General features: G+C 33.3%; 25 protein-coding genes. 16 read left to right on the forward strand and 9 right to left on the reverse strand.

The features are described 5' to 3' along the window. Positions 1-24: 24 nt before the first annotated feature. Complete coding sequence (locus QMG60_RS22100; RefSeq protein ID WP_281866441.1) at positions 25-687, reverse strand: RNA methyltransferase; 663 nt, start codon at positions 685-687, stop codon at positions 25-27. Positions 688-819: 132 nt separating this feature from the next. Here QMG60_RS22100 and QMG60_RS22105 point away from each other — a divergent pair, with 132 nt between their 5' ends. The 3 genes from QMG60_RS22105 (at position 820) to QMG60_RS22115 (ending at position 5,410) form a co-directional block, all read left to right on the forward strand. Continuing rightward, entirely contained in the window at positions 820-1,509 is a 690-nt protein-coding gene (locus tag QMG60_RS22105; RefSeq protein WP_281866442.1) for an NAD-dependent deacylase, read from the forward strand. A 78-nt stretch (positions 1,510-1,587) separates the two neighbouring features. Then, positions 1,588-2,934, forward strand: a complete 1,347-nt coding sequence (gene purB, locus QMG60_RS22110; RefSeq protein ID WP_134139736.1) for an adenylosuccinate lyase — start codon at positions 1,588-1,590, stop codon at positions 2,932-2,934. A 238-nt stretch (positions 2,935-3,172) separates the two neighbouring features. Then, positions 3,173-5,410 (forward strand): cation:proton antiporter, encoded by a 2,238-nt coding sequence (locus QMG60_RS22115; protein WP_057116910.1) that lies wholly within the window; start codon positions 3,173-3,175, stop codon positions 5,408-5,410. Positions 5,411-5,547: 137 nt separating this feature from the next. On the opposite strand, the gene QMG60_RS22120 is transcribed toward QMG60_RS22115, so the two are convergent. Then, a complete protein-coding gene (locus QMG60_RS22120; RefSeq protein ID WP_281866443.1) occupies positions 5,548-6,186 on the reverse strand; it encodes a peroxiredoxin in 639 nt (212 codons plus the stop codon). Positions 6,187-6,297: 111 nt separating this feature from the next. Beyond that, positions 6,298-7,209 carry an AEC family transporter gene (locus QMG60_RS22125; RefSeq protein WP_057116912.1) on the reverse strand — a complete coding sequence of 304 codons (912 nt, stop codon included), beginning with the start codon at positions 7,207-7,209 and terminating at the stop codon, positions 6,298-6,300. Between the two features lie 103 nt (positions 7,210-7,312). On the opposite strand from QMG60_RS22125, the gene QMG60_RS22130 reads away from it, so the two are divergent. From QMG60_RS22130 to meaB, 5 genes are all read left to right on the forward strand, one after another. After that, the gene (locus QMG60_RS22130) at positions 7,313-7,879 is read left to right on the forward strand and encodes a Crp/Fnr family transcriptional regulator (protein WP_057116913.1); all 567 of its coding nucleotides are present in this window, start codon (positions 7,313-7,315) and stop codon (positions 7,877-7,879) included. A gap of 61 nt (positions 7,880-7,940) precedes the next feature. Then, positions 7,941-8,405 (forward strand): hypothetical protein, encoded by a 465-nt coding sequence (locus QMG60_RS22135; RefSeq protein WP_281866445.1) that lies wholly within the window; start codon positions 7,941-7,943, stop codon positions 8,403-8,405. Between the two features lie 155 nt (positions 8,406-8,560). Further along, positions 8,561-8,968, forward strand: a complete 408-nt coding sequence (locus QMG60_RS22140) for an Rrf2 family transcriptional regulator (RefSeq protein ID WP_134139730.1) — start codon at positions 8,561-8,563, stop codon at positions 8,966-8,968. Between the two features lie 58 nt (positions 8,969-9,026). Further along, positions 9,027-9,668: an NAD(P)H-binding protein gene (locus QMG60_RS22145; protein ID WP_281866446.1), complete on the forward strand. Its 642-nt coding sequence runs from the start codon at positions 9,027-9,029 to the stop codon at positions 9,666-9,668. A 159-nt stretch (positions 9,669-9,827) separates the two neighbouring features. Continuing rightward, a complete protein-coding gene (gene meaB / locus QMG60_RS22150) occupies positions 9,828-10,925 on the forward strand; it encodes a methylmalonyl Co-A mutase-associated GTPase MeaB (protein WP_281866447.1) in 1,098 nt (365 codons plus the stop codon). 137 nt (positions 10,926-11,062) lie between these two features. On the opposite strand, the gene QMG60_RS22155 is transcribed toward meaB, so the two are convergent. The 3 genes from QMG60_RS22155 to QMG60_RS22165 are packed head-to-tail and all read right to left on the reverse strand — an operon-like array spanning position 11,063 to position 14,721. Then, on the reverse strand, positions 11,063-12,994 hold the full coding sequence (locus tag QMG60_RS22155) for an LTA synthase family protein (RefSeq protein WP_281866448.1): 1,932 nt from the start codon (positions 12,992-12,994) through the stop codon (positions 11,063-11,065). Positions 12,995-13,047: 53 nt separating this feature from the next. Next, entirely contained in the window at positions 13,048-13,275 is a 228-nt protein-coding gene (locus QMG60_RS22160) for a hypothetical protein (protein ID WP_057116919.1), read from the reverse strand. A gap of 60 nt (positions 13,276-13,335) precedes the next feature. Beyond that, positions 13,336-14,721, reverse strand: coding sequence for an MATE family efflux transporter (locus QMG60_RS22165; RefSeq protein WP_281866449.1), 1,386 nt, complete (start codon positions 14,719-14,721; stop codon positions 13,336-13,338). Between the two features lie 190 nt (positions 14,722-14,911). Here QMG60_RS22165 and QMG60_RS22170 point away from each other — a divergent pair, with 190 nt between their 5' ends. Beyond that, the gene (locus tag QMG60_RS22170; protein ID WP_134139724.1) at positions 14,912-15,433 is read left to right on the forward strand and encodes a hypothetical protein; all 522 of its coding nucleotides are present in this window, start codon (positions 14,912-14,914) and stop codon (positions 15,431-15,433) included. A 166-nt stretch (positions 15,434-15,599) separates the two neighbouring features. Further along, positions 15,600-16,535 (forward strand): DUF6268 family outer membrane beta-barrel protein, encoded by a 936-nt coding sequence (locus QMG60_RS22175; protein WP_281866450.1) that lies wholly within the window; start codon positions 15,600-15,602, stop codon positions 16,533-16,535. 2 nt (positions 16,536-16,537) lie between these two features. Here the strand turns inward: QMG60_RS22175 and QMG60_RS22180 are convergent, their stop codons facing one another. The 3 genes from QMG60_RS22180 to QMG60_RS22190 all read right to left on the reverse strand — a co-directional run bounded on the left by QMG60_RS22180 (position 16,538) and on the right by QMG60_RS22190 (position 19,647). Further along, entirely contained in the window at positions 16,538-17,251 is a 714-nt protein-coding gene (locus tag QMG60_RS22180; RefSeq protein ID WP_281866451.1) for a LytTR family DNA-binding domain-containing protein, read from the reverse strand. Between the two features lie 135 nt (positions 17,252-17,386). Beyond that, positions 17,387-18,355, reverse strand: coding sequence for a histidine kinase (locus tag QMG60_RS22185; protein ID WP_281866453.1), 969 nt, complete (start codon positions 18,353-18,355; stop codon positions 17,387-17,389). 410 nt (positions 18,356-18,765) lie between these two features. Next, the gene (locus QMG60_RS22190; protein ID WP_281866454.1) at positions 18,766-19,647 is read right to left on the reverse strand and encodes a PPK2 family polyphosphate kinase; all 882 of its coding nucleotides are present in this window, start codon (positions 19,645-19,647) and stop codon (positions 18,766-18,768) included. A 108-nt stretch (positions 19,648-19,755) separates the two neighbouring features. Between QMG60_RS22190 and QMG60_RS22195 the strand changes: the two genes are divergently transcribed. The 6 genes from QMG60_RS22195 to QMG60_RS22220 all read left to right on the forward strand — a co-directional run bounded on the left by QMG60_RS22195 (position 19,756) and on the right by QMG60_RS22220 (position 26,009). Further along, positions 19,756-20,349, forward strand: a complete 594-nt coding sequence (locus tag QMG60_RS22195; RefSeq protein ID WP_057116923.1) for a hypothetical protein — start codon at positions 19,756-19,758, stop codon at positions 20,347-20,349. A 65-nt stretch (positions 20,350-20,414) separates the two neighbouring features. Next, the gene (locus tag QMG60_RS22200) at positions 20,415-21,251 is read left to right on the forward strand and encodes a hypothetical protein (protein WP_281866455.1); all 837 of its coding nucleotides are present in this window, start codon (positions 20,415-20,417) and stop codon (positions 21,249-21,251) included. Between the two features lie 75 nt (positions 21,252-21,326). After that, positions 21,327-23,483 carry a prolyl oligopeptidase family serine peptidase gene (locus tag QMG60_RS22205; protein ID WP_281866456.1) on the forward strand — a complete coding sequence of 719 codons (2,157 nt, stop codon included), beginning with the start codon at positions 21,327-21,329 and terminating at the stop codon, positions 23,481-23,483. 192 nt (positions 23,484-23,675) lie between these two features. After that, a complete protein-coding gene (locus tag QMG60_RS22210) occupies positions 23,676-24,329 on the forward strand; it encodes a hypothetical protein (protein ID WP_281866457.1) in 654 nt (217 codons plus the stop codon). Positions 24,330-24,540: 211 nt separating this feature from the next. Next, the gene (locus QMG60_RS22215) at positions 24,541-25,041 is read left to right on the forward strand and encodes a sigma-70 family RNA polymerase sigma factor (protein ID WP_281866458.1); all 501 of its coding nucleotides are present in this window, start codon (positions 24,541-24,543) and stop codon (positions 25,039-25,041) included. A 2-nt stretch (positions 25,042-25,043) separates the two neighbouring features. Next, positions 25,044-26,009, forward strand: a complete 966-nt coding sequence (locus tag QMG60_RS22220) for a hypothetical protein (protein ID WP_281866459.1) — start codon at positions 25,044-25,046, stop codon at positions 26,007-26,009. Positions 26,010-26,019: the final 10 nt, after the last annotated feature.

Below are 26,019 nucleotides of genomic sequence, written 5' to 3' on the forward strand. Positions count from 1 at the left end.
CTGAGAATGTAAACTGCGACTTTTTTATCTCGGATTTTCCAGATAATAACGCGCTTCAATTCGTTTAATATCTTTAATAGAATTTTTAGCCCAATCCAGACGTTTTACTAAAATTTCTTCTTCGGTCAATTTCCAATCAATATCTGATCTTCTTAATCTATTCGTCAAATTTTGAATGACAATAGCTGCCGAAACTGAAATATTTAAACTTTCCGTAAAACCAACCATTGGTATTTTTAAGAAACCATCGGCATTGTCCATTATTTCTTTTGACAGACCTTCTTTTTCTGTTCCAAAAAATAAAGCACTTGGTTTTGTAATATCAAAATCTTCCAGCATGCAGTCGTTTTCGTGAGGTGTAGTAGCAATGATCTGGTAACCTTTGCTTTTTAAATCAGAAAGACATCCTGAAACCGAATCAAACCGATTGATATCTACCCATTTTTGAGCACCCAAAGCAATTTCTTTATCAATTCTTTTTCCGAAACGCTGTTCAATTACGTTCAATTCCTGAATTCCAAAAACTTCGCAGCTTCGCATTACTGCACTTGTATTATGCATCTGGAAAACATCTTCTACCGCAACTGTAAAATGCTTCGTACGGTTTTCTAAAACTTTCAAAAAATTGCTTTTTCTATTATCCGTTAAGATATTTTCTAGAAATGCGAGGTAATCTAAATCAATCATTTTAATTCTATTTATTAATAAATAAGTTCTTCAACTTATTTTACAGAAATTTAGTCTGCGAAAATAACCATTTCATTTGAAAAATTCCTCATTTGATTATCTTTGAATGAGAATCAAAAAATCTCCTTAAAAATGAAAAAGAAACTTGTAGTCTTAACAGGAGCTGGAATAAGCGCAGAAAGCGGCATTAAAACATTTCGCGACAGTGACGGTTTGTGGGAAGGACATGACGTAATGGAAGTTGCAACTCCTGAAGGCTGGTATAAAAATCAGGAATTAGTTTTAGATTTTTACAATAAACGCCGTCAGCAGTTAAAAGAAGTGAATCCAAATTTAGGTCATATTATTCTGGCTGAATTGGAAAAAGATTTTGATGTTTACATTATCACTCAAAATGTTGACGATTTGCATGAACGCGCGGGAAGTACAAAAGTGCTTCATTTACATGGCGAATTGCTAAAAGTGAGAAGCATTCAGAATAAAAATCTAATTCTAGATTGGACCGAAGATTTAAATACAGGAGATTTTGATGCAAACGGACATCAGCTCAGACCTCATATTGTTTGGTTTGGCGAAGAAGTTCCTGCTCTCGAAGAAGCTATTGATATAACTGAAACCGCAGATTATTTTGCCGTAATTGGAACTTCACTACAGGTTTATCCTGCGGCGGGCTTAATTTCTTATGTTCCAAGTACAACTCCAGTTTTTTATATTGATCCAAAGCCAATTGCTATTCCCAATATTCGAAATAAAGTGGAAACGATTGCCAAATTTGCTTCAGAAGGAGTTGCAGATTTAAGAGAGCGATTAAATTCATTTTGAATGCACAAATGCACTTTTTGATTACCTCAAATCGCTAAATTCTGTTTATATTTGCACCTTTCGAAAAACAACATAACAATGACTACTCTAAACGAACTGAATGCTATATCGCCAATTGACGGAAGATATAGAAATAAAACCCAAAATTTAGCCCCTTTTTTCTCTGAAGAAGCTTTAATAAAATATCGTGTATTAGTTGAAGTAGAATACTTCATTGCTTTATGCGAAATTCCTTTACCACAATTAAAAGGTATTGATTCAGGTTTATTTGACAGCTTAAGAAATATCTACAAAAACTTTTCTACAGAAGATGCACTTTGGATTAAGGAAACAGAGAAAGTAACCAACCACGATGTAAAAGCAGTTGAGTACTTCATAAAAGATGCTTTTGAAAAATTAGGTTTATCTCAACACAAAGAGTTCATTCACTTCGGATTAACATCTCAAGATATTAATAATACTGCTATTCCGCTTTCTACAAAAGAAGCGTTTGAGCAGGTTTATATGCCAACTTTAATTGCCGTAATTTCTAAATTAAAGGAATTAAGCGTTGAATGGAAGGACATTCCGATGCTGGCACGCACACACGGACAACCTGCCTCTCCTACCCGTTTGGGAAAAGAACTTTTGGTTTTTGTAGAACGTTTAGAAGAGCAGATGCGTTTGTTATTTAATATTCCATTTGCTGCTAAATTTGGCGGTGCGACAGGAAACTTCAATGCGCATCATGTGGCTTACCCGCAGATTGACTGGAAACAATTTGGAAATAAATTTGTTGAGACTAATCTTGGTTTGCAGCATTCTTTTCCAACTACGCAAATTGAACATTACGATCATTTTGCTGCTTTCTTTGATGCTTTGAAAAGAATCAACACAATTATCATCGATTTAGACCGCGATATTTGGACGTATGTTTCGATGGATTATTTCAAACAAAAAATCAAAGCTGGAGAAATTGGTTCTTCTGCAATGCCGCACAAAGTAAATCCGATTGATTTTGAAAATTCTGAAGGAAATTTAGGAATCGCAAATGCTATTTTTGAACACTTATCAGCAAAATTACCAATCTCGAGGTTACAGCGTGATTTAACTGACAGTACAGTTTTACGTAATGTCGGAGTTCCGTTTGGACATACAATTATTGCTTTTGAAGCTACTTTAAAAGGCTTAAACAAATTACTTTTAAATGAAAGTAAATTTGCTGAAGATTTAGAGAAAAACTGGGCAGTAGTTGCTGAGGCAATTCAGACAATTTTACGCCGCGAAGCTTACCCAAATCCGTATGAAGCTCTTAAAGGTTTGACTAGAACAAATGAAGCTATTGACAAAAATGCAATTCATAATTTTATTGCTACTTTGGAAGTTTCTGATGCAGTTAGGGCTGAATTAATGCAGATAACACCTAGTAATTACACAGGAATCTAAAGAAAATTCAAAATATTTTACCAAAAAAAGCTATCTTTATCGAGATAGCTTTTTTTATTTAAATCAGAGTTTAGCCCAGATTGAAATGAAAAGCCTTTTGTGAAAAAAGCCATATTTTTTTTGCAGGTACAGAGCGACCAACGGAAGCTCCTGTAACTGTTAAAAAAATAGGCATTTTTGAACAAAAGCTTGTAATGAAAAGCTGGATCATCTCCTTAAAAAAATACCACATTTTAATATGATTGCATTAAATGCCGCGGCCGAAAGTACACATCACCTACAACCTTTAATTAGTGATTTAGGATTAATCCTTATGACTGCTGGAATTGCCGTTTTATTATTTAAAAAAATGAAACAACCTCTAGTTTTAGGATACCTGATTGCAGGATTCTTAGCTGGAAACCATTTTGATTTTTTTCCTTCTATAACCGATATGAAGAGTGTCGAAGTATGGGCAGAAATCGGGGTTATTTTTTTACTTTTTAGTTTAGGACTTGAGTTTAGTTTTAAGAAACTAATGAAAGTTGGCGGAACATCTTCTATCACCGCTATAACCCAGATTATGTTTATGACGCTGATTGGTTACTGTGTTGGCCAGTGGATGGGCTGGGGAAAAATGGACAGTATTTTTCTAGGTGCAACACTTTCGATTTCGTCTACAACTATTATTATCAGGGCTTTTGATGAATTGGGAGTAAAAGGTAAAAAGTTCGTCGGCATTGTATTCGGAGCTTTAATCGTGGAAGATATTGTAGCCATTTTAATGCTTGTTTTATTATCAACCATTGCGGTAAGCGACCAAGTTTCGGGAGGTGAATTATTACAATCGGTTTTAAAATTGATTTTCTTTTTAATTATATGGTTTTTAGGCGGAATTTTTATTATTCCAACTATCTTTAAAAAAGCCAAACATCTTATGACAGACGAAATGCTCTTGATAATTTCATTGGCACTTTGTTTAATGATGGTTATTTTTGCTGCAAATGTTGGTTTTTCTCCAGCTTTAGGCGCATTTATCATGGGTTCTATTATTGCTGAAACTACAATGGCAGAAAAAATCGAACATTTAATTCAGCCCGTAAAAGATTTATTTGGTGCTGTTTTCTTTGTATCTGTAGGAATGTTGATTAATCCGGGAACTTTAGTGACTTACGCCCTTCCTGTGGCTTTAATTACGCTTATAACTATTTTTGGAAAAGCATTTAGTTCTTCTATAGGAGCCTTAATTTCTGGTCAACCTCTTAAACAATCTGTTCAAACGGGAATGAGTCTGGCGCAAATTGGAGAGTTTTCATTTATTATTGCCACGCTTGGTATGACTTTGAAAGTAACAAGCGATTTCTTGTACCCCATTATTGTGGCAGTATCGGCAGTTACAACTTTTACAACTCCATTCTTAATCAAATATTCTGAAACATTTGCTCAATTTTTAGAATCAAAAATGCCCAAAAAATGGGTTAAAAATATCAACCGCTACAGTGTGAATGCACAGGCAATTAAGTCTGTCAGTACTTGGCAGATTGTATTGCGGTCTTCAATCACTCAAATTATTCTTCATACTATAATTATTGCAGCTATTATTTTATTGTCATCTCGATTTGTAGCACCGTTAGTAGCCGATACTAGATTCGGAAATACTTTAGCTGCCTTACTAACATTGGTGATAATTGCGCCGTTTTTATGGGCTCTATCGCTTCGACGCGTTAAAGTGGAAGAAGTAGAAATACTTTGGGAAGAACGAAAATATCGTGGAGCCCTTTTAATGCTGATTTTAATTAGAATGAGCCTTGGATTATTTTTTGTTGGATTTTTATTGAATATTTTCTTCTCTCCTTTAGTAGCATTTGTTGCGCTGATTATCGCTATTGCTGCCTATCAAATTTTCCCTAAAAAACTGAACGAACAATACCATAGAATTGAAAATCACTTTTTGAAAAATCTTAATGACCGCGAAAACAAAAAAATAGACAGAAGATATGCCAATTTAATGCCATGGGACGGTCACATGTCTTTTTTTGAAATTAAAAAAGAATCTAATTTAGTTGGTAAAACGTTACAGGAATTAAAAATTAGGGAACAATTAGGAATTAATATAGCCTATATCAAAAGAGGCGAAGTTACTATACCAATTCCAACAAAAAATGAACGCCTATTTCCTGGAGATGAAATCTGCGTAATTGGAACAGATGCCCAGATTGTTGAATTCACTAAATTTTTAACTCAGAATGAAACTGAGGCACCTGGAAAAGTGGAAGAAACTAATATTGTACTACGTCAGCTCGAAGTTTCTCAGGAAGAATTCATTCAAAAAAGCATCGGGCAATTTAGAGCAAAAACCGACGGGATGGTTGTGGGAATCGAACGAAACGGAAATCGTATCTTAAATCCAGAATCTAGTTTAATCTTAGAGAAAAACGATATTCTCTGGGTGGTTGGTGACAAAAAAAGGATGACTGATTTATTAGCGGTGAAATAGTTTTTTTTGAGGGGCTAAGTTTCTGAGATACTAAGATTCTAAGTTTCCTATTAATATAATTAAGGCGCTAAGATGGTAAGCTTCTACGAGAGAAAAACTTAGCATCTTAGCGCCTTAGTATCTTAGAACCTTTTAGGCTACTTATTCGGCTGTGGTGTCAAACGCAGATAAGGTTTAATTGGTGTATGTCCTTTTGGGAATTTCGTTGGAATGTCGCTGTCTGGAATTGCAGGTGCGATAACTACATCTTCGCCATCTTTCCAGTTTGCAGGTGTTGCAACACTATAATTTGCTGTTAACTGCAGACTATCAATAACACGAAGCAATTCGTCAAAATTTCTTCCTGTCGAAGCTGGATACGTTAAAGTCAATTTGATTTTTTTGTCTGGTCCGATAACAAAAACAGAACGTACTGTAAATTTATCACTCGCATTTGGATGAAGCATATCGTATAAATTAGCTACTTTTTTATCTTCATCGGCAATGATAGGGAAATTAACTTCTGTATTTTGAGTCTCGTTGATATCTTTAATCCACTCTTTGTGCGACTCCAAACCATCTACACTCAAAGCAATAACTTTCGTATTTCTTTTAGTAAATTCAGGAACATAATTCGCTACAGTTCCTAATTCAGTTGTACAAACAGGAGTAAAATCTGCTGGATGCGAAAATAATACACCCCAAGAATCTCCCAGCCATTCATGAAAATTAATTGGTCCCTGCGTGGTTTCTGCATGGAAATCTGGAGCTATATCGCCTAATCTTAATGTTGACATAATTTAATTTTTTTAGTTCCTCTAAAATTAACTAAAAAATACATTGAGAAAACAACATAGAATTAAAAAAAAGTTAAAATTCTACTTCCTCGATATAATTACTATTTTAAACTAAATAAAACTTAAAACGAAGTACCAAACAGCAAGAGTTACAAATGAAATTGGAATTCCGAAACCAATCATCATACTGCTTAATTTGGGCTTTAAACCATAAGTTGAAGCTAAAATAGCACCCGTAATCATTGGAGCCATAGCGGTTTCCATTAAGGTTATTTTTATAACTTCAGAGCGTTGATTAAAAATAAAAACATATAGTACAAAGATTATGAAAGGAACTAAAATTAACTTAAAGAAAAGTCCCAGTCTCAAGAATTTCCAATGCTGGCTTTTTCGATCAAAAGTTAATTGGAGACCAACAGAAAGCAAAGCTAAAGGCGTTACTAAACTGCCTATTTTCAATAACAGTGATTGAATATTTTCATTTAAATCAAATTGGAAAATGTTCATCAAACATGATATAACAAACATGATAAAAGGCGGAAACAGAATTATTTTTTTCAAAATTCCCAAAGCGTTTGGGCTTCCTTTAGAATAAAAAGCTGCTGTAAACACACCAAGAGTCGATACAACGACAAAAGTTCCAGGCTGATCGACCAACACTGCCGTTTCTAATCCTTTTTTTCCAAATAAAGCTTCAATAATTGGATAACCAAGAAAAGAGCTATTACTCAATCCAGCAGTTAAAATCAAACACCCAATTAATTTATTAGACCAGCCATTTCTTCTTCCTAAAAAATGAAAAAACACAAAGGCTAATAAATAAGTAATCCACCCTGCTCCTATTGGAAACAAAAGTTCACTGCTCCATTTTATTTTCGGAATGTGATATAAGGTGATCGCAGGGAGACAGAAATAAATAACAATTTTATTAAGTGTCTTATAGATATGAGTAGGAAATTGTTTTACGTGTTGTAAAACTAAACCTAGCGAAAGAAAAAGAAATATTAATATAAAGTTGTTCATATCAGGGCTTACGCACAAAAATAGGAATTTATAAATTGCGATGCTGAACAAATTATAGCACTTCTTTAAGTTTTTTGTTACTTTTAATATTTAAAAAAAAGTAATGCAGCAAATACGAGACAATTTGGAACGAATGGTAAAACTTTCTGATGAAGACTGGAATATCTTTTCGTCAAAACTTATCCGTCAGGAATTTTCAAAGAAAACTGCAATTCTTCATACTGGCCACGTTGAAAGTTACCTTTCCTTTATAGAAAAAGGAATCGTTAGATATTACATTCCTTCAGAAAATAAAGATCTCACTTTTACTTTTGTATTTGATGGCGAATTTACAAGTGGTTACGACTCCTTTATTACCCGATTACCCGTAAATTATACTATTGAAACTCTTGCAGATACTATATTATGGCGTATCTCTTATAATGATCTTCAGTATATTTATGCCAAAACCGAAATCGGTAATACTATCGGCCGTTTGGCAAGCGAAGTATTATTTCTTAAAAAATCTAAAAGAGAATTGTCGTTACTAAATGATTCTGCAGAACAGCGATACCTTAATTTATTTACAGAGCAACCTCAATTAATTCAAAAAATACCTCAAAAATACCTTGCTTCTTATATTGGTATTACTCCACAAGCTTTAAGCCGAATTAGAAAGCGGATTTCTTAACCCAGGTTCATTGTTTTAGGTTTCTTTACTGTGCAACTTTGTATAATAAAAACAAAAAGATATGGAAACCTTAATTGTATTATTTGGTGCTTTTACTGCAACTCTACTTATTATCTGGCTTACAACCAAACGACTTGAACTATCATTCTCAGGAAGGGTTGCCATGGCAATTATGCTAGTATTTACAGCTATAGGTCATTTTGCCTTTACGAAAGGAATGGCAATGATGATTTCTTTTTTACCTTGGGCAAACGCCATTGTACTGGCGACAGGAATTATAGAATTAGTCGCTGCAATTGGACTCCTATTGCCAAGTACCAAAGTGCTTACCGGAAATTTGCTTATTTTATTTTTTATACTGCTACTTCCAGCTAACATTTATGCGGCTAGTAATAATATCAATTTACAAACTGCAGACTATACAGGCAAAGGCCTTTCCTATTTATGGCTTAGAATACCAATGCAACTTCTTTTTATACTTTGGGTATATTTTTCTTCTATTAGGAATAATCAAAAATCAAAATAGTCAATCAGGAAAATGCGCATCATTCAATTTAATGATGTGCATCTTTTTTGTTTTTAACTGGTTAAGTGACTTTTAACTGCCAAAAATTAATTTTTAGTTAAAACTTTTTTTATTTCAAAAAAGCCACTTATATTTGTAACATATTTTATTACAGTATGATTTCAGGTAAATTTGCCATAACGATCCACATTCTTACTTTGCTCCATAAATTCCCAAATGATTTTTTGTCATCGGAATTTATTGCGGGCAGTATTAATTTAAATCCTGTTTTGGTTCGAAAAGAAATTGCCAACTTAAAAGCACATCATGTTGTAGAAAGTAAAGAAGGAAAAAATGGCGGAACAAAATTGGCAGTTAATGCTGCTGAACTGACTTTAAAACAAATATTCGAAATGACCTTTGAGACTATTGGTTTAGGTTTTGCTAAAAATCAGCCGAATCCTGATTGTCCTGTTGGAAAAAACATCAATCAGCATTTGGAAGCTTTGTACAGCGAAATGAATCAAAAAGTCAGCAAACAGCTGGAAGGAATTTCGTTGGAAGATTTTTCGAATCAATTTTAACAACTATTTTTTTAACCAAAACTGTAACATTTTTTATTACTAAATAAATTTATATATTATGAAAATCGCACTTATCGGAGCAACAGGATTTGTTGGCTCAGCAATCTTAAACGAATTAGCAGATAGAAAACATGAAATTACTGCAATTGCAAGAACTCCAAAAGATACTGCAAACGCAACTTGGGTTGCTGCAGATATTTTTAATGTAGATGCATTGGCAGAAATCTTAAAAGGTCATGATACTATTATTAACGCTTACAATCCAGGATGGACAAACCCAAACATCTATGATGACTTTTTAGCAGGTTCTAAAGCTATTCAGGAATCAGTGAAAAAATCGGGCGTAAAACGTTTTATTACTATTGGCGGGGGCGGTAGTTTGCTTGTAGCTCCAGGTTTACAAGCAGTTGATACTCCAGATTTTCCGAAAGAATTTTATGCAGGAGCTACGGCGGCAAGAGATTATTTAAATGTAATTAAGGAAGAAAAAGATTTAGACTGGGCATTTTTTAGTCCTGCTTTTGAAATGCATGCGGGAATTACAACAGGAAGAACAGGAAAATATCGTTTGGGATTAGAAAATCCAGTTTTTAACGACGAACAAAGAAGTATTTTATCTGTAGAAGATTTAGCAGTTGTTATCGCTGATGAAGCAGAAAATCCAAAACATCATCAAGTTAGATTTACAGCTGGTTACTAATTTTTTTTTAGCCCCGAATTACACGAGTTTTCACGAATTGTTTTTTATACAAAGCAGTTTTAAGCATAACAAATTAGTGATAATTCGTGTAATTCGTGGCAAACTAACTTTTTGAAACTGTTTTTGTTTTCTGTACTTTTACAATATTAAAAAAGTATTTTGTCAAGTTTAAAGAAACAGTCGAACAGCATTACTGAAAAAGCTGGAATTTCACCTCCTGAAATCACCAATGTTTCGGCTATCAATCAAATTAAAAGCAAACGCAGACAACAGCCTTCTTCTGAGGAATTAATTAAAGGAATTTTAGATGGTAGCAGAACTTCTTTAAGCCGTGCTATAACTTTAATCGAAAGTACAAATCCAGATCATTTTGAAAAAGCCAGTGCAGTTGTTCAAGGCTGCTTACAACATGCGAATAAATCTATCCGAATAGGAATTACAGGTGTTCCCGGCGTTGGAAAAAGTACTTTTATTGAAGCTTTCGGAAAACAACTTACTGAGTTAGGAAAAAAAGTAGCCGTATTAGCAGTCGACCCAAGCAGTTCGCTTTCACACGGCAGTATTTTAGGAGATAAAACCCGAATGGAAGAATTGGTTAAAGATGAAAATGCTTTTATAAGACCAAGCGCTTCTGGGGAAACTTTAGGCGGTGTCGCGCGTAAAACGAGAGAAACAATTATTCTTTGCGAAGCTGCAGGTTTTGATACTATTATTATAGAAACTGTTGGTGTTGGCCAAAGCGAAACTGCCGTTCACAGTATGGTTGATTTCTTTTTGCTTTTAAAAATTTCTGGTGCCGGCGATGAACTTCAAGGTATCAAACGCGGTATTATGGAAATGGCAGATGCAATTGTCATCAATAAAGCGGATGGAGATAATATCAAAAAAGCAAATCAGGCAAAACTTGAATTCAATAGAGCTTTGCATTTGTTTCCACCAAAAAAATCAAATTGGCAGCCAAAAGTTACTACTTGCAGCTCGCTGACAAAAGATGGCATTCCTGAAGTTTGGAATACTATTTCTGAATATTTTGAATTAACTAAAGAAAGCGGATTTTTCGACGAAAAAAGAAATGACCAAAATCATTTCTGGATGATGGAAACCATCAACGAACAATTAAAACAAAACTTCTATAATCAGCCAGAAATTATTTCACTTTTAGAAGAAACCAAAAAAGCAGTGCAAAAAAATGAAATTTCACCTTTTGCAGCTGCTTCTGATTTATTGAAATTGTATTTTTCTAAAGATTCTAAGTGACTAAGATACTAAGTTGCTAAGATTTTAATTTAGGAAATTGTCTAGTTTTGTCACATTGAGCAAAGTCGGAATGCTCTGCAGTTCTCTGATCAAACTGACAGTATATAAAAAACTTAGAACCTTAGTATCTTAGAATCTTAGCGCCTTAATTTATACTTACTCTCCTTATACAAATTCCCAGCCGTAATAACATGTGCCAAAGCATCTTTTGCCAATTCCTCGTTTAGTTTTACAGGGATTAAAGTGGTGTCATTTTTAATCTCAAACTGCAAAGGTTTTAGATTTGGCTGCATAATTACAACTTGATTTTCTACCCTAAATGCGTTGATGTCATTAAACTGCATAATAGATCTTCCTTGTACTTTAGGATCTAATTTGCTTAAATTTCTTCCTACCATTGGTGTTTCAAACGGAAGCCCTAAGTAACTTAACAATGTAGGCGGAATATCAATCTGGCTTGCTAATCTATTATAAACTGCTCCTTTCGGAACTCCAGGTCCCATAATAAATGCAGGAATATGGAATTTATTTATTGGTACTAAATTTTTTCCGTAAGTTCTTGTATTATGGTCAGCAATTACAATGAAAATGGTGTTTTTAAAATAATCTTCTTTTTTAGCCATTTCGAAGAATTTTCCAATTGAGAAATCAGCATATTTCATGGCGTTGTTTACCGTCGCCGCTTTTTTATCGTAAGGTTTAATTCTTCCTGCTGGATATTCAAATGGTTCATGATTTGAAGTTGAGAACATTAAAGAGAAAAATGGTTTATTTCCTTTTGATTTGAAATACTGATTCGCTTTAGTTACCAAATCTTCATCAGAATAGCCCCAAGTTCCTTTAAAAGCATATTTGTTTCCATCAGATTCAAAATCTTCCTGATCTACAATATCTTGAAAACCATTTCCGTTGAAAAACGAAGCCATATTGTCAAAATTCGCCATTCCTCCATAAATGAAACTCGTATCGTAACCTTTTTGTTTTAAAGCCTCGGCAAGTGTAAAAAACCCTTGCTGTGAGTTTCCAAGTTTTACGACACTTTCAGAAGGCGAAGGTAAAAATCCAGTTACAACGGCTTCTATTCCGCGAACACTTCTGGTTCCTGTACAATATAAATTGGTGAATAATGTTCCCTCTTTAGATAATTTGTCAAATTCTGGTGTCAAAGGTTTTCCGCCTAAGATTCCAACATATTCTGCGCCTAAACTTTCCTGCAGGAAAATCACCAAATTATAAGGTTTTTTCAAAACAGAATCTGGCTGCTGTACATGCAAAAATGGAATTTCAGCATCGGTAAAATCATTTGGACCGGCAATCATGTATTTTTTTACACGTGCAATCGCTTCGGCTTCATCCATTTTACCATACATTTTAGTGTTTCCTTCATTTTTAATAGAATAGGCCGCAAAAGCAACGGTATAAAATGAATTTAATCCTAAAGTATTGGTTAACTGATCTGTCGAGAAAACAGCATTACTAGCATTAATCGGACGCTTTGAAGTTAAACTTGAACGTGCTCCAAAAAACAATAAAAAAGCTAGTAATGGAAAAACCATTAATTTGAATTTATACTCTGTACTTGTGGTGTGAAAATATTTTTTTCCTTTTTTGAAGGCAAAATAAATTACAACTCCTAAAATCAGGAAAGTAACAATTATAGAAGTCAAATAACTTTTTAAAAGCATTCCGACAACTTCTTTTGGGTAAATTAAATAATCTAAGAAAATCTTATTCGGACGTGTATCATACTGTTTTACAAAATCTGGAGAAGCTAACTCCACAAAAAGAATTAGAAACAGAAATAAGAAACTATAGATTACCAAGAACTTATTGGTAAATTTCAGCCATTTATTTGGCAGAAATGTAATTAAAACAGCAGGCAGAAAAGACAAATAACAAAGTAAAATCAAATCCATTCGCAAACCGATTGGAAAAATGTACCAGAAATTTGGTGTTTGCTCTACTCTTTCTTTAAAAAGAAAAAATAAAAAGATTCGGCTTAAAGTAGTAATCAATAATCCGATTGCTATAAAGTTAAATATAGGCTTTAAAAAACTTAATTTTTTCATTAGATAATTTAGATATTTAGCTAAAGTGTTTCGTAAGAAGCAAAGCTACTTCCCTACTCTTCGTAACGGTTTACTTCACGATCGTAAAAATCATTTGCTTTTTCGATCAAGCTTTCCATTTCTGCATTCAACTCAGCTTCATCTAGATCTTCTGGTTCCTCTAAAAATTCTACCTCATCATCTTTTAAATTGATAATAAATCTTGGGTAATCAAGGTGAATGATAAAAATATCGTCTGGGAAATCAGTATTATCTCCAAGTAAAAATTTAGGTAATTCCATTTTTATTTTGTTTTATTAATTGTTATTTATTTTGCTGTCACTGTTTTTTGGCATTCAAATTTAATTATTTGAAACTGAATTATTATTTAATTTTCTAGTTAAGTAATGAAAGCGAATATACAGAAAAAGCGCTGCGGCTGTCAAACCTGCCAAAAGTCCTATCCAAACTCCCTGAGCTTTTAATTCGGTATGCTCTCCTAAATAATAAGAAATTGGAAAACCAATAACCCAATACGCAACAAACGTAATATACATTGGGATTTTTACATCCTGCAATCCGCGTAAAGCGCCCAAAACCACAACCTGAATTCCGTCAGAAATTTGAAAAACAGCTGCAATTAAAAGCAATTTTGAAGCTATACTGATTACTTCTTCATTGTCCAAAATCTGTCCTGTGTTTTCCATATTCAAAAAGATATAGGGCAAGTAATTATGAAAAATGATAAAGAATATAGCAAAAACAGTTTCTAAGATAATGGCAAGCAGGAAAATAGATCTCGCTACAACGATAAGTTTTTTATAATCCATTAAACCTCTTTGGTTGCTCACTCGAATCATCGAAGTAACACTTAATCCCATTGCAAACATAAAAGTCATTGATGCAAGACTCAAAGCAATTTGATTGGCCGCCTGACTCGTTTTACCAATATTACCACAAAGCCAGATAGAAGCCGTAAACAAAACCACTTCAAAAAGCATCTGCATAGCCGAAGGAAATCCGATACTGATAATCTTTTTAATGGTTGCTTTTTTAATTTCGTCGAAACTAAAGTTTTTGAAAAATCGTTTTAAATCATTTCTTCGTGAAAGCATGATATGCATGAACATAACTAGAAAGATTCTCGAAATTACGGTACCAAGCGCCGCTCCGATAATTCCCATTTTTGGAAAAATCCAAATTCCGTAAATCAAAACATAATTAATTCCCACGTGAAGAACGTTTGCCATTACCATTGCATACATTGAATATTTAGTCATCGACATTCCGTCTGCAAACTGTTTATATCCTTGATACATTATTAATGGAATCAACGAAAAAGCAACCCAGCCTAGATATGGTTTTGCTAATACAATTACATCTGCAGGCTGTTCCAATAATTCCATAATTGGTTTTGCAAACATAATGACACCAAAAAGAACTAATCCTAAAATAGTACAAAGAAATAAACCGTGATGAAATGCAGAACGAATTTTGTTGTCATTTTTCTCTGCATCTCCTTCAGCAACAATTGGTGTAATTGCTGTCGAAAATCCAATTCCAAGAGACATCGCGATGAAAATCATACTGTTACCTAGAGAAACCGCGGCAAGTTCTGTACTTCCTAATTTACCTACCATAATATTATCTACTATACCAATTAAAGTATGGCCAACCATTCCCAGAATAATAGGGTATGCCAGTCTCAAATTATACGAAAACTCTCTGGTGTACTGCTTTAAATTCACTTGTAATCAATTTTAGTCGGCAAAGATAATCAGAAGCTTCGAATTCTATCCTATTAATAAAAATATAAGCCTTTATTAAGGGTAAAATAAGTATACCATAATATTATATAACGATTTTTAAAAATTATATAACAAGCTCAAAAGTGCTCTATTTTACTTTTACATCATTAATAATTCAAAATTATAAGCCATGAAAAAATTACAGATTATTTGCCTAGCTGCTTTTGCTTTTTTATTCTCTAACACAACTTTCGCTCAAGAAACAGAAGCAACAAATTACGATCAAGGATTTAGATTAGGATTTGGAGTAAATGGAGGACTTCCAACAGATAACGATTACGACTGGGCTCTTGGTGGAGACGTTCGTTTACAATATGACCTTTCTAAAAAAACATCATTAACCTTAACAACAGGATTTACTAATTTATTTAACGGCAAAAAAGATGCCGCTGGAAATGACATAAAAGATCTAGGATTTATTCCGGCTAAAGCAGGTTTTAAAGCCTTTGTTTTAAAAGATCAATTTTATGTACTAGGAGAACTTGGTGCTGGTTTTGCAGTAACAAATGGTTACAACAACACTACTTTTTTATGGTCGCCAGGAATTGGTTACGCTAATAAATATATTGACTTAAGTGTTCGTTACGAAGATTATCATGATTTTAGAACCAACCAAGTAGCATTACGTGTTGCATACGGTTTTAAACTTTAAGAAATAGGTTTAATTTATTATTTTGTTTTTGGTAAAAACCCGACAGATCGCATAGTCTGTCGGGTTTTTTATTTTCTACCATTGGTCAAAACAAAAGTGCCATTAGTCAAATGATTTTTTAAGATTGATTTAGATCGCGGTAATTCGCAGAAAAATTAATCAAATCATGAACAAAACAGTTTTTTATCTCTCGCAGCTTTTCCTTTTTTTACTAGTTAGTCTTGCTGCACGATCTCAATCAGGAATTTCAGGTGAATTTAAAGTCGATTACGTTCCTTTTTCTAAATATGTACGGCCAATAGACAGTACAAAAACAAATGCGGAAAGTAATTTTAAGCGGGCGCAAATTGCCTTTGAAGTACCGCTTTCTTTAAAAATGGACCAATACAATCACCCGAGACTTTGGTCTATTTTTGTAAATGGAAGTTACGCCAAAATGCAAAACAGAAACTACAACATTCAAGATCTTCCAGTAGAATATCGGGGAGGATTTCCGAATGAATTACTAAACACTCAGCTTGGTATAAAGCACATACGATCTATATCTCCTTCGTGGTCTTTATTAATCATGGCTTCTGCGGGTATCTATACAGATATGGTCGAAATCACCAAAGATGATGTCCTGATACAAGGTGGAGTGCTTTTTATTAAACAATTTAACCCGAATCTGGCTTTGGGTGTTGGACCAGTTTTAACCAATAGTTTTGGTGTGCCAATGGTTCTTCCTGGAATATATTTTAACTGGGAATCCAGAGGTGCTTTACATTTTAAAATTACCTTTCCAGAGGGTGCAGAAGTAGGTTACAGAATGTCTGATAATTTCGATTTAAAAGCTGTTGTAGAATTAAGCGGAATGACAGCAGAAACCAAAATTGGAAATAAATCCTCATTGTTAGGATATCAGCAAATTATAGCAGGTTTACGTCCACAGCTTACGTTTGGCGAACACTGGACTTTAGAACCTACTGCAGGAACCACGCTTGTCCGTAATTTTTCTACCACTAACCGAAAAATTAAGGATATTTTTAAAGAGAAAGATATAGCCGATCCAAAATTCACCACTACTTTTTATGGAGCAATAGCTCTAAAATGGAAATTCTAGAGCTATCTGCTTAATAAATTTTTATAGACTACCTCTTTCAATAATGCCTCTCGGCGTGTTCTTGAAATAGGTAGTTCTTGTCCTTTTATAAATAATCGCCCGCCGGAAACAGAATCTATATGGGTAATATTGACAAGAAAGGATTTATGGATTCTAAAGAAAATTTCTGCTGGAAGTGTTTCTTCCAGTGAAATCATAGTCTGATGAATGACAAGAACCTTATCTTTAAAATGAAGTTTGGCATAATTTTGCATTCCTTCTATGTATAAAATATCGACCCATGAGATTTTTTGAAAACCTTCTTCTTGGCGCACATATAAAAACGGATCCAATTGATTTTGTTTTGGAGAATTAATCATCTGATGCCACTGTCTAGCTTTTAAAGAAGCCTGATAAAAGCGTTGAAAAGTTATAGGTTTTAACAAATAATCTACAATCTGAAGACGATAACCCTCTAATGCATGTTCTGAATAGGCTGTTGTAAAGATCACTAAAGGTGGTTTTTCTAATGATTCTAAAAATTCCAATCCAGAAAGATAAGGCATATTGATATCCAGAAACATCAAATCGATTTGCCTTTCCTGAAGATACGAAGTCGCTTCTAATGCCGAAGCACAGGTACCTGAAATTTCCAGAAAATCAATTTTAGAAATAAAGTCTACAATTCCTTTTCTGGCAATAGGTTCATCGTCTATAACGAGGCATTTCATGTTCATAGTTTTTTGTTTCAGGTTTTCTTTGTTTCAGGTTGTGTTTTTTTAAAGTTCACGCAGATTTGGCAGATATAGCAAATTGCCTTGTTTGTTTAATTTAAAAATCCTTTTAATCTTATAATCTGTGGCAAGAAAATATCATTTTAAATCTAAAGCTACTGTAACGGTAAAGTCAGAATCTGTTTTATTGATATTAAATTGATGTTTTTCTGGATATTGAATCGCCAGCCTTTTCTGTACATTTTCAAGTCCCAATCCCTGACTTTTAGAAGGAATTTTATAGTGTTCTGTGTGTGAATTTTCTATTTTAAAAATTAACTGATGGTTTATCTGTTCGCAAGACAAGTGCACGTATCCTTTTTCATTTGGAAGTCGGGAAACATGTTTAAAAGCATTTTCGATCAACGGAACCAAAAGCAGCGGGACAATTTGCAGCTGTCCGTCCTCTATATTCCATTTGCTTTTTACTTCCAATTCATTTCCCCAGCGGGTTTCTTCAACAGCTATTAAATCTTTCAAATATTTAATTTCAAGATGCAATGGCACATATTCTTTATTGCATTCATACAATTGATAACGCAAAATATCCGAAAACTGAACCAATAAAACCGATGCCAATTGTACATTGCTCTGCATCAGAATATGAATATGATTCAAAACATTGAACATTAAATGCGGATTTATCTGATCTTGTAGAATCTTGATTTGTGCTTCTAAATGAACTTGCTGTAACTGCGCATGATTTCTTTCGATAACATTATGCTCCTGATAAAACCGAAGCCCGCAAGCAGTACCGTTAATTAAAATAGCTGCCGGAATGCTGCCACAAAATCTTGCCCACAAAAAATGAAGAAAATCCAAATTTACTTCTTCAGGAAATGCTGTGCTTCTTGAAATCGGATCTGAAAAAACAGTATAAATCAAGGCAAGACAAAATGACAAAAGCAGTACAACGACAACGCTTTGTACTGCAAACCAGTTCATTTTATTTTTTTTGAGTGCTTTGGGCAATATAACATCACTCAAAATATGAGCTAAAACCGCAGAACAAACCAAAACTAAAACAGCCTGAATAGTCGCAGACAAAAAATCGTAATCTTCGATCATTTGCGCCCAGATCGTAATTCCTAATAAGCACCAAAAAAAGACTAAAAATATCCAATGCCTATTTTTATAATTTATAATCATCTAAATAATTTACAAGAAAATTTATATTCAAAATTAACCCTATATTTTGTAAAGGAACAGCAAAGAACCAAAAAGATTCTCTGCTGTATTTAGGGTTCCGTTATAAAATGTGACGTTATAAGAAAAAATGTCCCAGCCCACTACCCAATAAAAAAATAGCGGTCAATAATAACATTTTGTAGATGTTCATGATAATAGATTTATTAATTTGATGCAAAGTACCACAAACCTCAAGCACTATTAAAATTAGTTTGATGAACTACATTATTGTTTTGACCAACGGATTTTTAAACAATATCCTAAATCTTAAAACAAAAAAAAGTCTTGTTTTAAGACTCTTTTTCCAGCTGTTTTTTATAAAGCTCAAAGTTGGCTTTAATTTTTTCATCAAGTTCCGGTTCTTTAATATCGGTATATTGTTTCATTTCTTCCCAAATTATTTTAGCTACAATATAACGCGCCATATCTTTATCATCTGCAGGAATTACATACCAAGGCGCATGTCCTTTCGATGTTTGATTAATGGCTTCTTCATAATATTGCTGATACTCATCCCAATGTTCGCGTTCTTTAAGGTCGCCTGGCGAAAATTTCCAATTATGCTTTCCTTCTTCCAAACGGCGCAGTAAACGATTCTTTTGTTCTTCTTTACTCAAGTGCAGAAAGAACTTCATAACGATAGTTCCGTTTTCTGCAATATGTTTTTCGAAATTATTGATTTGTTCAATTCTGTTTTTCCAAAATTTCGGTTTAATATCATCAACCGAATTAATTCCTGGTAAATTCTCTGCCAAAATAAATTCTGGATGCACTCTCGTTACCAAAACATTTTCGTAATGCGTTCTGTTAAAAATGGCAAATTTCCCTTTTTCGGGCAAAGCAATGTAATGTCGCCATAAATAATCGTGTTCCAATTCGGTTGAATTTGGTGTTTTAAAACTATGCACCACTACCCCGCGCGGATTAAATTCTTTAAAAACTTCCCGAATCAAACTGTCTTTTCCAGAAGTATCCATTCCTTGCAGACAGATTAAAACCGCGTACTTATTGTGCGCATACATAACATCCTGCAAATCACTTAATTTTGCCTGAACTTTATCTAGTTTCTCTTCTTTTTCGTCATCATCCGCATCAACATTTAGTAATGTCGGAAGCTTCTTTAATTTTATTTCATCTGTAACTTTAAAATCTTTTGGGTCTATTGACTTCATATTTTTTCCCGTTTTTATTTATAATAAATATACTACTTTTACGAATTCCGATAACTATCCAATTTGCTATTCATTGGATTATTTTGATTAAAGTTATAAAAATTTAAAATGAAAAAATTAACACATGAAGATATAGAAAACTTTATTACTACTATTGATAAAATAAATAACCCTTTACTTGTTGCAAATAAAATTTCTTATTTTATTTCTGATGCATTGAGAGAAAATACAATAAATCTCTTTGAAGCTTATTTACTTAACTTAGAAGAAATTAAAATTAGGCGTATTGGTTATATTCAATTAAGCTGGAATGTGAATATTCAAATACGTACATGTTTGGCTATAATAAATCAGTTAATTTTAGCCTATTATTTCGGAAATATTGAAACAATTGAAATGCTTAAAAGATGGGGGTTAGAGGCTTTCAATCTAAATAAGGAGAAGAGATCGCATTACATTATGGATGAATACGAACTTTTTTTAAATATTAAGAATTCGGATAACTTACTTAGAGAATTGTTAAAAGTAAGAAACAACTATAATCATTTAAACGATGACCTCGGTCCATATCATATTGAAGTATTTCCATACCATTTTTATAGTCCTGAAAAAATCTTATTAGAAAAAGAAAAATCATATGATTGTAATTTAGGAGAACAGATTGAAAATCTAATTATCTACTTAAATCTTAAAGAGTTTTAGATTTAAAAACTAATTTTAAAATAAATTTATTTTTATCACACAAAAGTTTTCAAAACACATTTTCCATGGAAAAATTCACATTAGAAATATTATTTCAAATCATAGGCATCGGTTCGGCATCAGGTTTATTTTATAATAATGATGCACTTTATGTCATTGGCGACAACAGCGGATTCTTATACGAATACAATATGCAGAATCAGCAATTGAACCAGCATGCGTTAATTGACAATCCGTCGCAAAATATTCCGAAAAACTTAAAACCCGATTTTGAATCGCTAACGCATCATAACGATACACTTTATGTTTTTGGTTCTGGTTCAACCGAAAACCGAAACAGAATGATCGAATTTGATTTGAAGTCCAAAACTGTTTTACAAAAAAACAATTTAGTTGATTTGTATGCCGTAATGCAGAATTTCGGTTCAATAAAACCAGAAGATTTCAATTTGGAAGGCGCTATTTTCGATGGCGAAAACTGGTATTTATTCAACCGAGGAAATGGAATTTCTAATAAAAACACCATTTTTACGATTCACGCGAAAAACCTTGGAGAAGAATTTGCTCTAATTTCTGTCAATTACAAACTTCCAAAAATAAAAGGTGTTCGTTCCAGCTTTACCGATGCCATTTTGGTTGATGATAAAATCTATTTCCTTTCAACAGCAGAAGATACCAAATCAACTTATGATGACGGAGAAATCTTAGGAAGTTTCATTGGCAGAATTGACATTAAAACGATGAAAATAGATTTTACTCAAAAAATAACCTCAACCAATAAATTTGAAGGCTTAACTTTCTATAAAAAAGAAAACAATAAAATCGAGTTTTTGCTTTGCGAGGATAATGACACCGATCTTTTGGAAACAAAAATATACAAATTGACAATTCCGGCTAAATAACATAGTAATTTCCTGTTTATTGAGTCTTTGACTATATAACAAACCATAAGTAATAATTATAAACATAAAAAAATAATGATCAGAAAAACCGCTTTCGCTCTTTTAGTTTTTATTACCAGTCAAATATCACAGGCTCAATATCAATATCCTTCAACACCTGAACATCCTGTAGTAGATAATTATTACGGAACAAAAATCACAGATTCTTACCGTTGGCTGGAAGATATGAAAAAACCAGAAGTGCAAAAATGGTTTAAAGATCAAAGCGATTTTACCAATTCTGTCATAAAAAAAATCTCTGGCCGTAATGCTCTTTTCAATAGAATGAAGGAAATTAGTGCATTGGCAGGAGATGATTATACTTACGTAAAACAATTAGGAGACAATTATTATTACACCAAAAAGAAAAAAGGAGAAAGCATTGATAAATTATATATCCGTAAAGGTTTAAACGGAACCGAGGTTTTATTATTAGACCCGAATACTTATAAAAAAGATGCAACGATTACGAGTTTCAATATTAGTCCAGATCAGAAAAAATTAGCGGTTACATTATCTCAAGATGGTGCTGAAGTTTGTGATCTCCGAATTATGGATATTGAATCTAAAACTTTTCTTCCAGACAATTTAAATCCAGTCTGGAGTGAATTTAGTTTTGAATTTACCCCTGACAGCAAAGCGATCACTTATACCAAAATGAGTACCAATGATAGTAAAAGTGATGATTTTCTAAAACACATGAAATCTTTACTTCACGTTATTGGCACTAATCCGGAGACCGATAAAATACTGGCATCAAAAGAAAACAATCCCAACTTGAATCTTCTTGCTGAGCAGTTTCCTGATGTTGCATTCTCAGACAATTATTCATACATAATTTTAGAAATCGGATCTACAAAAAGCGAAATATTAGCATTCTATGCTCCTTATTCAGAACTTAATAATCCTAAAATAAATTGGAAACCGCTTATTAAATACGAAGATGAGATCACAAGCTATCAAATAATTGGAGACCAATTTTTCTTTCTTTCGCATAAAAATGCGCCCAATTATAAAATAGGATTAACAGACATTAAAAATCCAAATATTGATAATGCTAAAATTATAATTCCAGAGAGCAATAAAGTATTACGAAGAATACAGAAATCTAAAAACTTCATTTATTATACTTTAAGTGACGGAATTGTACAGGATAAATATCAAATTAATCCAAAAACATTCGAAACTAAAGTAATCGCTCTTCCAAAAGGTTCAAATGGAGGTTATGCTTTAAATTCTCGTGAAAATGATAATCTCTTATTTTTTTACAATGGCTGGATCGCGCCATCTACAACTTATTCTTTTAATGGCTCAACTGGCCATTTAGAAAAATCAAAACAATTTATTGCAAGCGGCAATTATCCTGACTTTTCAAAACAGTATAGTGTAAAAGAAGTTGAAATAGCAAGTCATGATGGCGTAATGGTTCCGTTATCTATTATTTATCCCAAAAACATTAAAATGGACGGCTCTACTCCTTGCTATATTAGTGGTTATGGCGCTTACGGATCAAGCAGAACACCCTATTATATTGGCGATGATTTGATGGCATTGCTGGAGCAAAATACTGTAATTGCTTTTGCACACGTTAGAGGTGGTGGAGAAAAAGGAGCAAATTGGCATAAAGGAGGTCAAAAAGCGACGAAACCTAATACTTGGAAAGATTTTATTGCTTGTTCTGAATATTTGATCAAAGAAAAATATACTTCGGCAGATAAACTTATTGGAAATGGTGCAAGTATGGGCGGTATCTTAATTGGAAGAGCAATTACAGAACGTCCTGATCTTTTTAAAGTTGCTATTATTGAAGTTGGATGCACTAATACTTTGCGAATGGAAACAACTCCAAACGGTCCGAATCAAATTCCAGAAATTGGTTCTTTAAAAAATGAAGAAGATTTTAAAAATATCCTAGAAATGGATTCGCAAAGCAAAGTTAAAAAGGGACAAAAATATCCTGCTGTTTTGGTTCATACTGGAATTAACGATGCACGAGTAGCTTCTTGGGAACCTGGAAAATTTGCTGCTGTTTTACAAAATTACAATAGTTCTGACAGACCAATATTATTACACGTAAATTATGCAAACGGACATTTTTCTAACGATCTGGATGTAACTTATAATGATAGTGCTGATATGTTTGCTTTTGCATTGTGGCAGGTTGGAAATTCAAAATTTCAGATCGCGAAGTAATCTATAGCTCAAATTTAAATGCACTTTTTACTTTGCGTAAATCTTTGCGAATCTCTGTGTAATATTTTACCGCAGAGATTCGCAAAGATTTACACAAAGAAACACAAAGTATTTCGGTTAGCAGATTAAATGTAGAGACACACTGATTTACACGCCTCTACGATAAATATTTCATGAAATCAAAACTCACGAATGAAACAACTTTACAAATTCATCATCCTAATTCTTATCAGCCTTAAAAGCTATTCTCAAACACAAGCTATAATTTACTTTAAAGATGGTGATTCTATAGAAGGTTTTGCTTCATTAAAATTCAATAAAATAAAATTTAAAGTTTCGCAGGATGACAAATCTGACAGCTGGGATGAAGAGTATGTAAAAAAAATTACTTTCCTTGATTTTGGAGCCACAAGAACTTTTGAATATGTAAAGCTGAATTCTTTAGACAAACCAAAATTGGTAGAAATTATTACTAAAGGTGAAGCGACTTTATATAAAAAAGTAGGCTCAGATTTTAGTCTTACAGACATGATTTATAATCCGTACGATGATCGGCCTGATAATACCTTAAGCCCAACTTTAAAAACACAATTAGGTCCGCAAGCCCAACAACATTTATCAAATTCTAATATAAGCGAACCTTCTACATTTTATTACATAAAGAAGCCAAAAGACAAATATCCAACTTGTTTAAACTGCGGTATTATAAACGCGTGGAGGAAAAACACTTCCAAATTTTTCGCTGACTGCGATTTTATCGTCAAAAAATTAAAAGGCGATAAATGGGTTTTTGAAGATATTAAAGAAATTGTAGAATTTTATAATGATATTTGTTTGGGAGAATAAATATTTTACTCCATTAAAAATTGCGGATTTACAGGACTTTAGACGCACTGCTGTGCGTCTCTACGACAAACCTTTGTAACTTTGAATCTCTGTAACTTTGAACCTTTAAAAAAAAATTCATCATCGTCCCAACCTTTTTATCTTTTTATCTCTCTATATAAGAAAGACAACAATTGTGATAAACGAGACTCAAATAGCAAACTGTAAAAAAATGCACCGCGATGCACAGCGTGAGGTGTACGAATACATGGCGCCCAAATTGTATCGCCTTTGCAAACGATACCTAAAAAAGGAAGAGGAAATTGAAGAAGCACTTGCCGATTCTTTCTTTACGATTTTTACCAAACTCGACCAACTAAAAGAAGCATATGCTTTTGAAGCCTGGGCCAGAAGGATAACCGTAAATCATTGTTTGGCGGCAATTCGAAAAGCAACTAATTTCAACATGTATCTCGACGATGTAAAACTAATTTCTCAACCTTCTGTTGATGAATTAAATACATTGGAAGAAGAAGATTTACTCAATTTATTAAACCATATTCCAGACGGCTGTAAAACTGTTTTTAACCTTTTTGCCATTGAAGGTTTCTCTCATAAAGAAATAGCCGAAATGCTGAAGATCTCCGAAGGCACTTCAAAATCACAATTGAACGCCGCTAAGACCAAATTGAAAGAACTGGTTAATAAACTGTATTATCAAAAAGCAAAATAGTCATGGACAATCAAGATAAATTATTCGATAAAATAAAAGAAGCTTCGCAAAATGCGGAATTCAAAGACTTTCCCGCAATGGAAAAAGTCTGGGCACGTGTTGAAGAAAAACTAGACAAAAAAGAAGATAAAAAAACAATTGCTTTATGGAAAAAAATCGCCATTGCAGCTTCTCTTCTTTTACTAATTTCTTTAGCTGTTCAATTTTTACATACAGATAAAAATGCCGTACAAGAAACTCCTAAAGTAGTTATTCAGGAAACTGAAAAAGTAGAATCGCAAGAACCTGCTTTAAATCAAAAAAGTACAGAACCTTCTTCGGATTCTGGAATTGTTTCAAACGAAGAAGCCGATAAAATTTTAGAAAATCATATTAAAAATAAAGAAAGAGTCGCTATTGAGGAAACAATTGCACCAAATACAGAATTGCTACAAGCTGCACCAGCACCAAAAATTGCAGCAGATGCTGTTGTAGTTGCTGCGCCTGTAGTACAAGAATCAATTGAAGAAGACGATAACATTATTTCTAAAAAAGAGTTTTCTTCAGAATCGGCTTATTTAAGGAGTCCGCAAAGAGAATCTGCGAAAGTCGCTTTTGCTGAAAAAAGTACTCCAAGAGCTAAGAAAAGTGCTCCACTTGTTATTTTTAACGGAAACGCAATGGCGCATAGCGACGAGGCTAAAAAAGATAAAATGATGCGAAATGAACTTCCGAATCTAAATCCAGAAAATGTAGATTCGCTCGTTGTTCTAGACGAGCCATTGTACATTATCGACGGCATTTATTATTCTGAAAATGATTTATTTGGAAATAATCCAACGAGTCCTTACGCGCCCTTGGACAAACAAGACATTAAAACTATAACCATTTTACAAGACCTTGAAGCCACTTCAAAATATGGTGAAAAAGGAAAAAAAGGAGTTGTCATTATTACTACAAAAACAGGAAAACCAGCTCCGAAAAAGTAATTCCAAGCTT

The organism is Flavobacterium sp. GSB-24, assembly GCF_027924665.1.
Taxonomy (GTDB): domain Bacteria; phylum Bacteroidota; class Bacteroidia; order Flavobacteriales; family Flavobacteriaceae; genus Flavobacterium.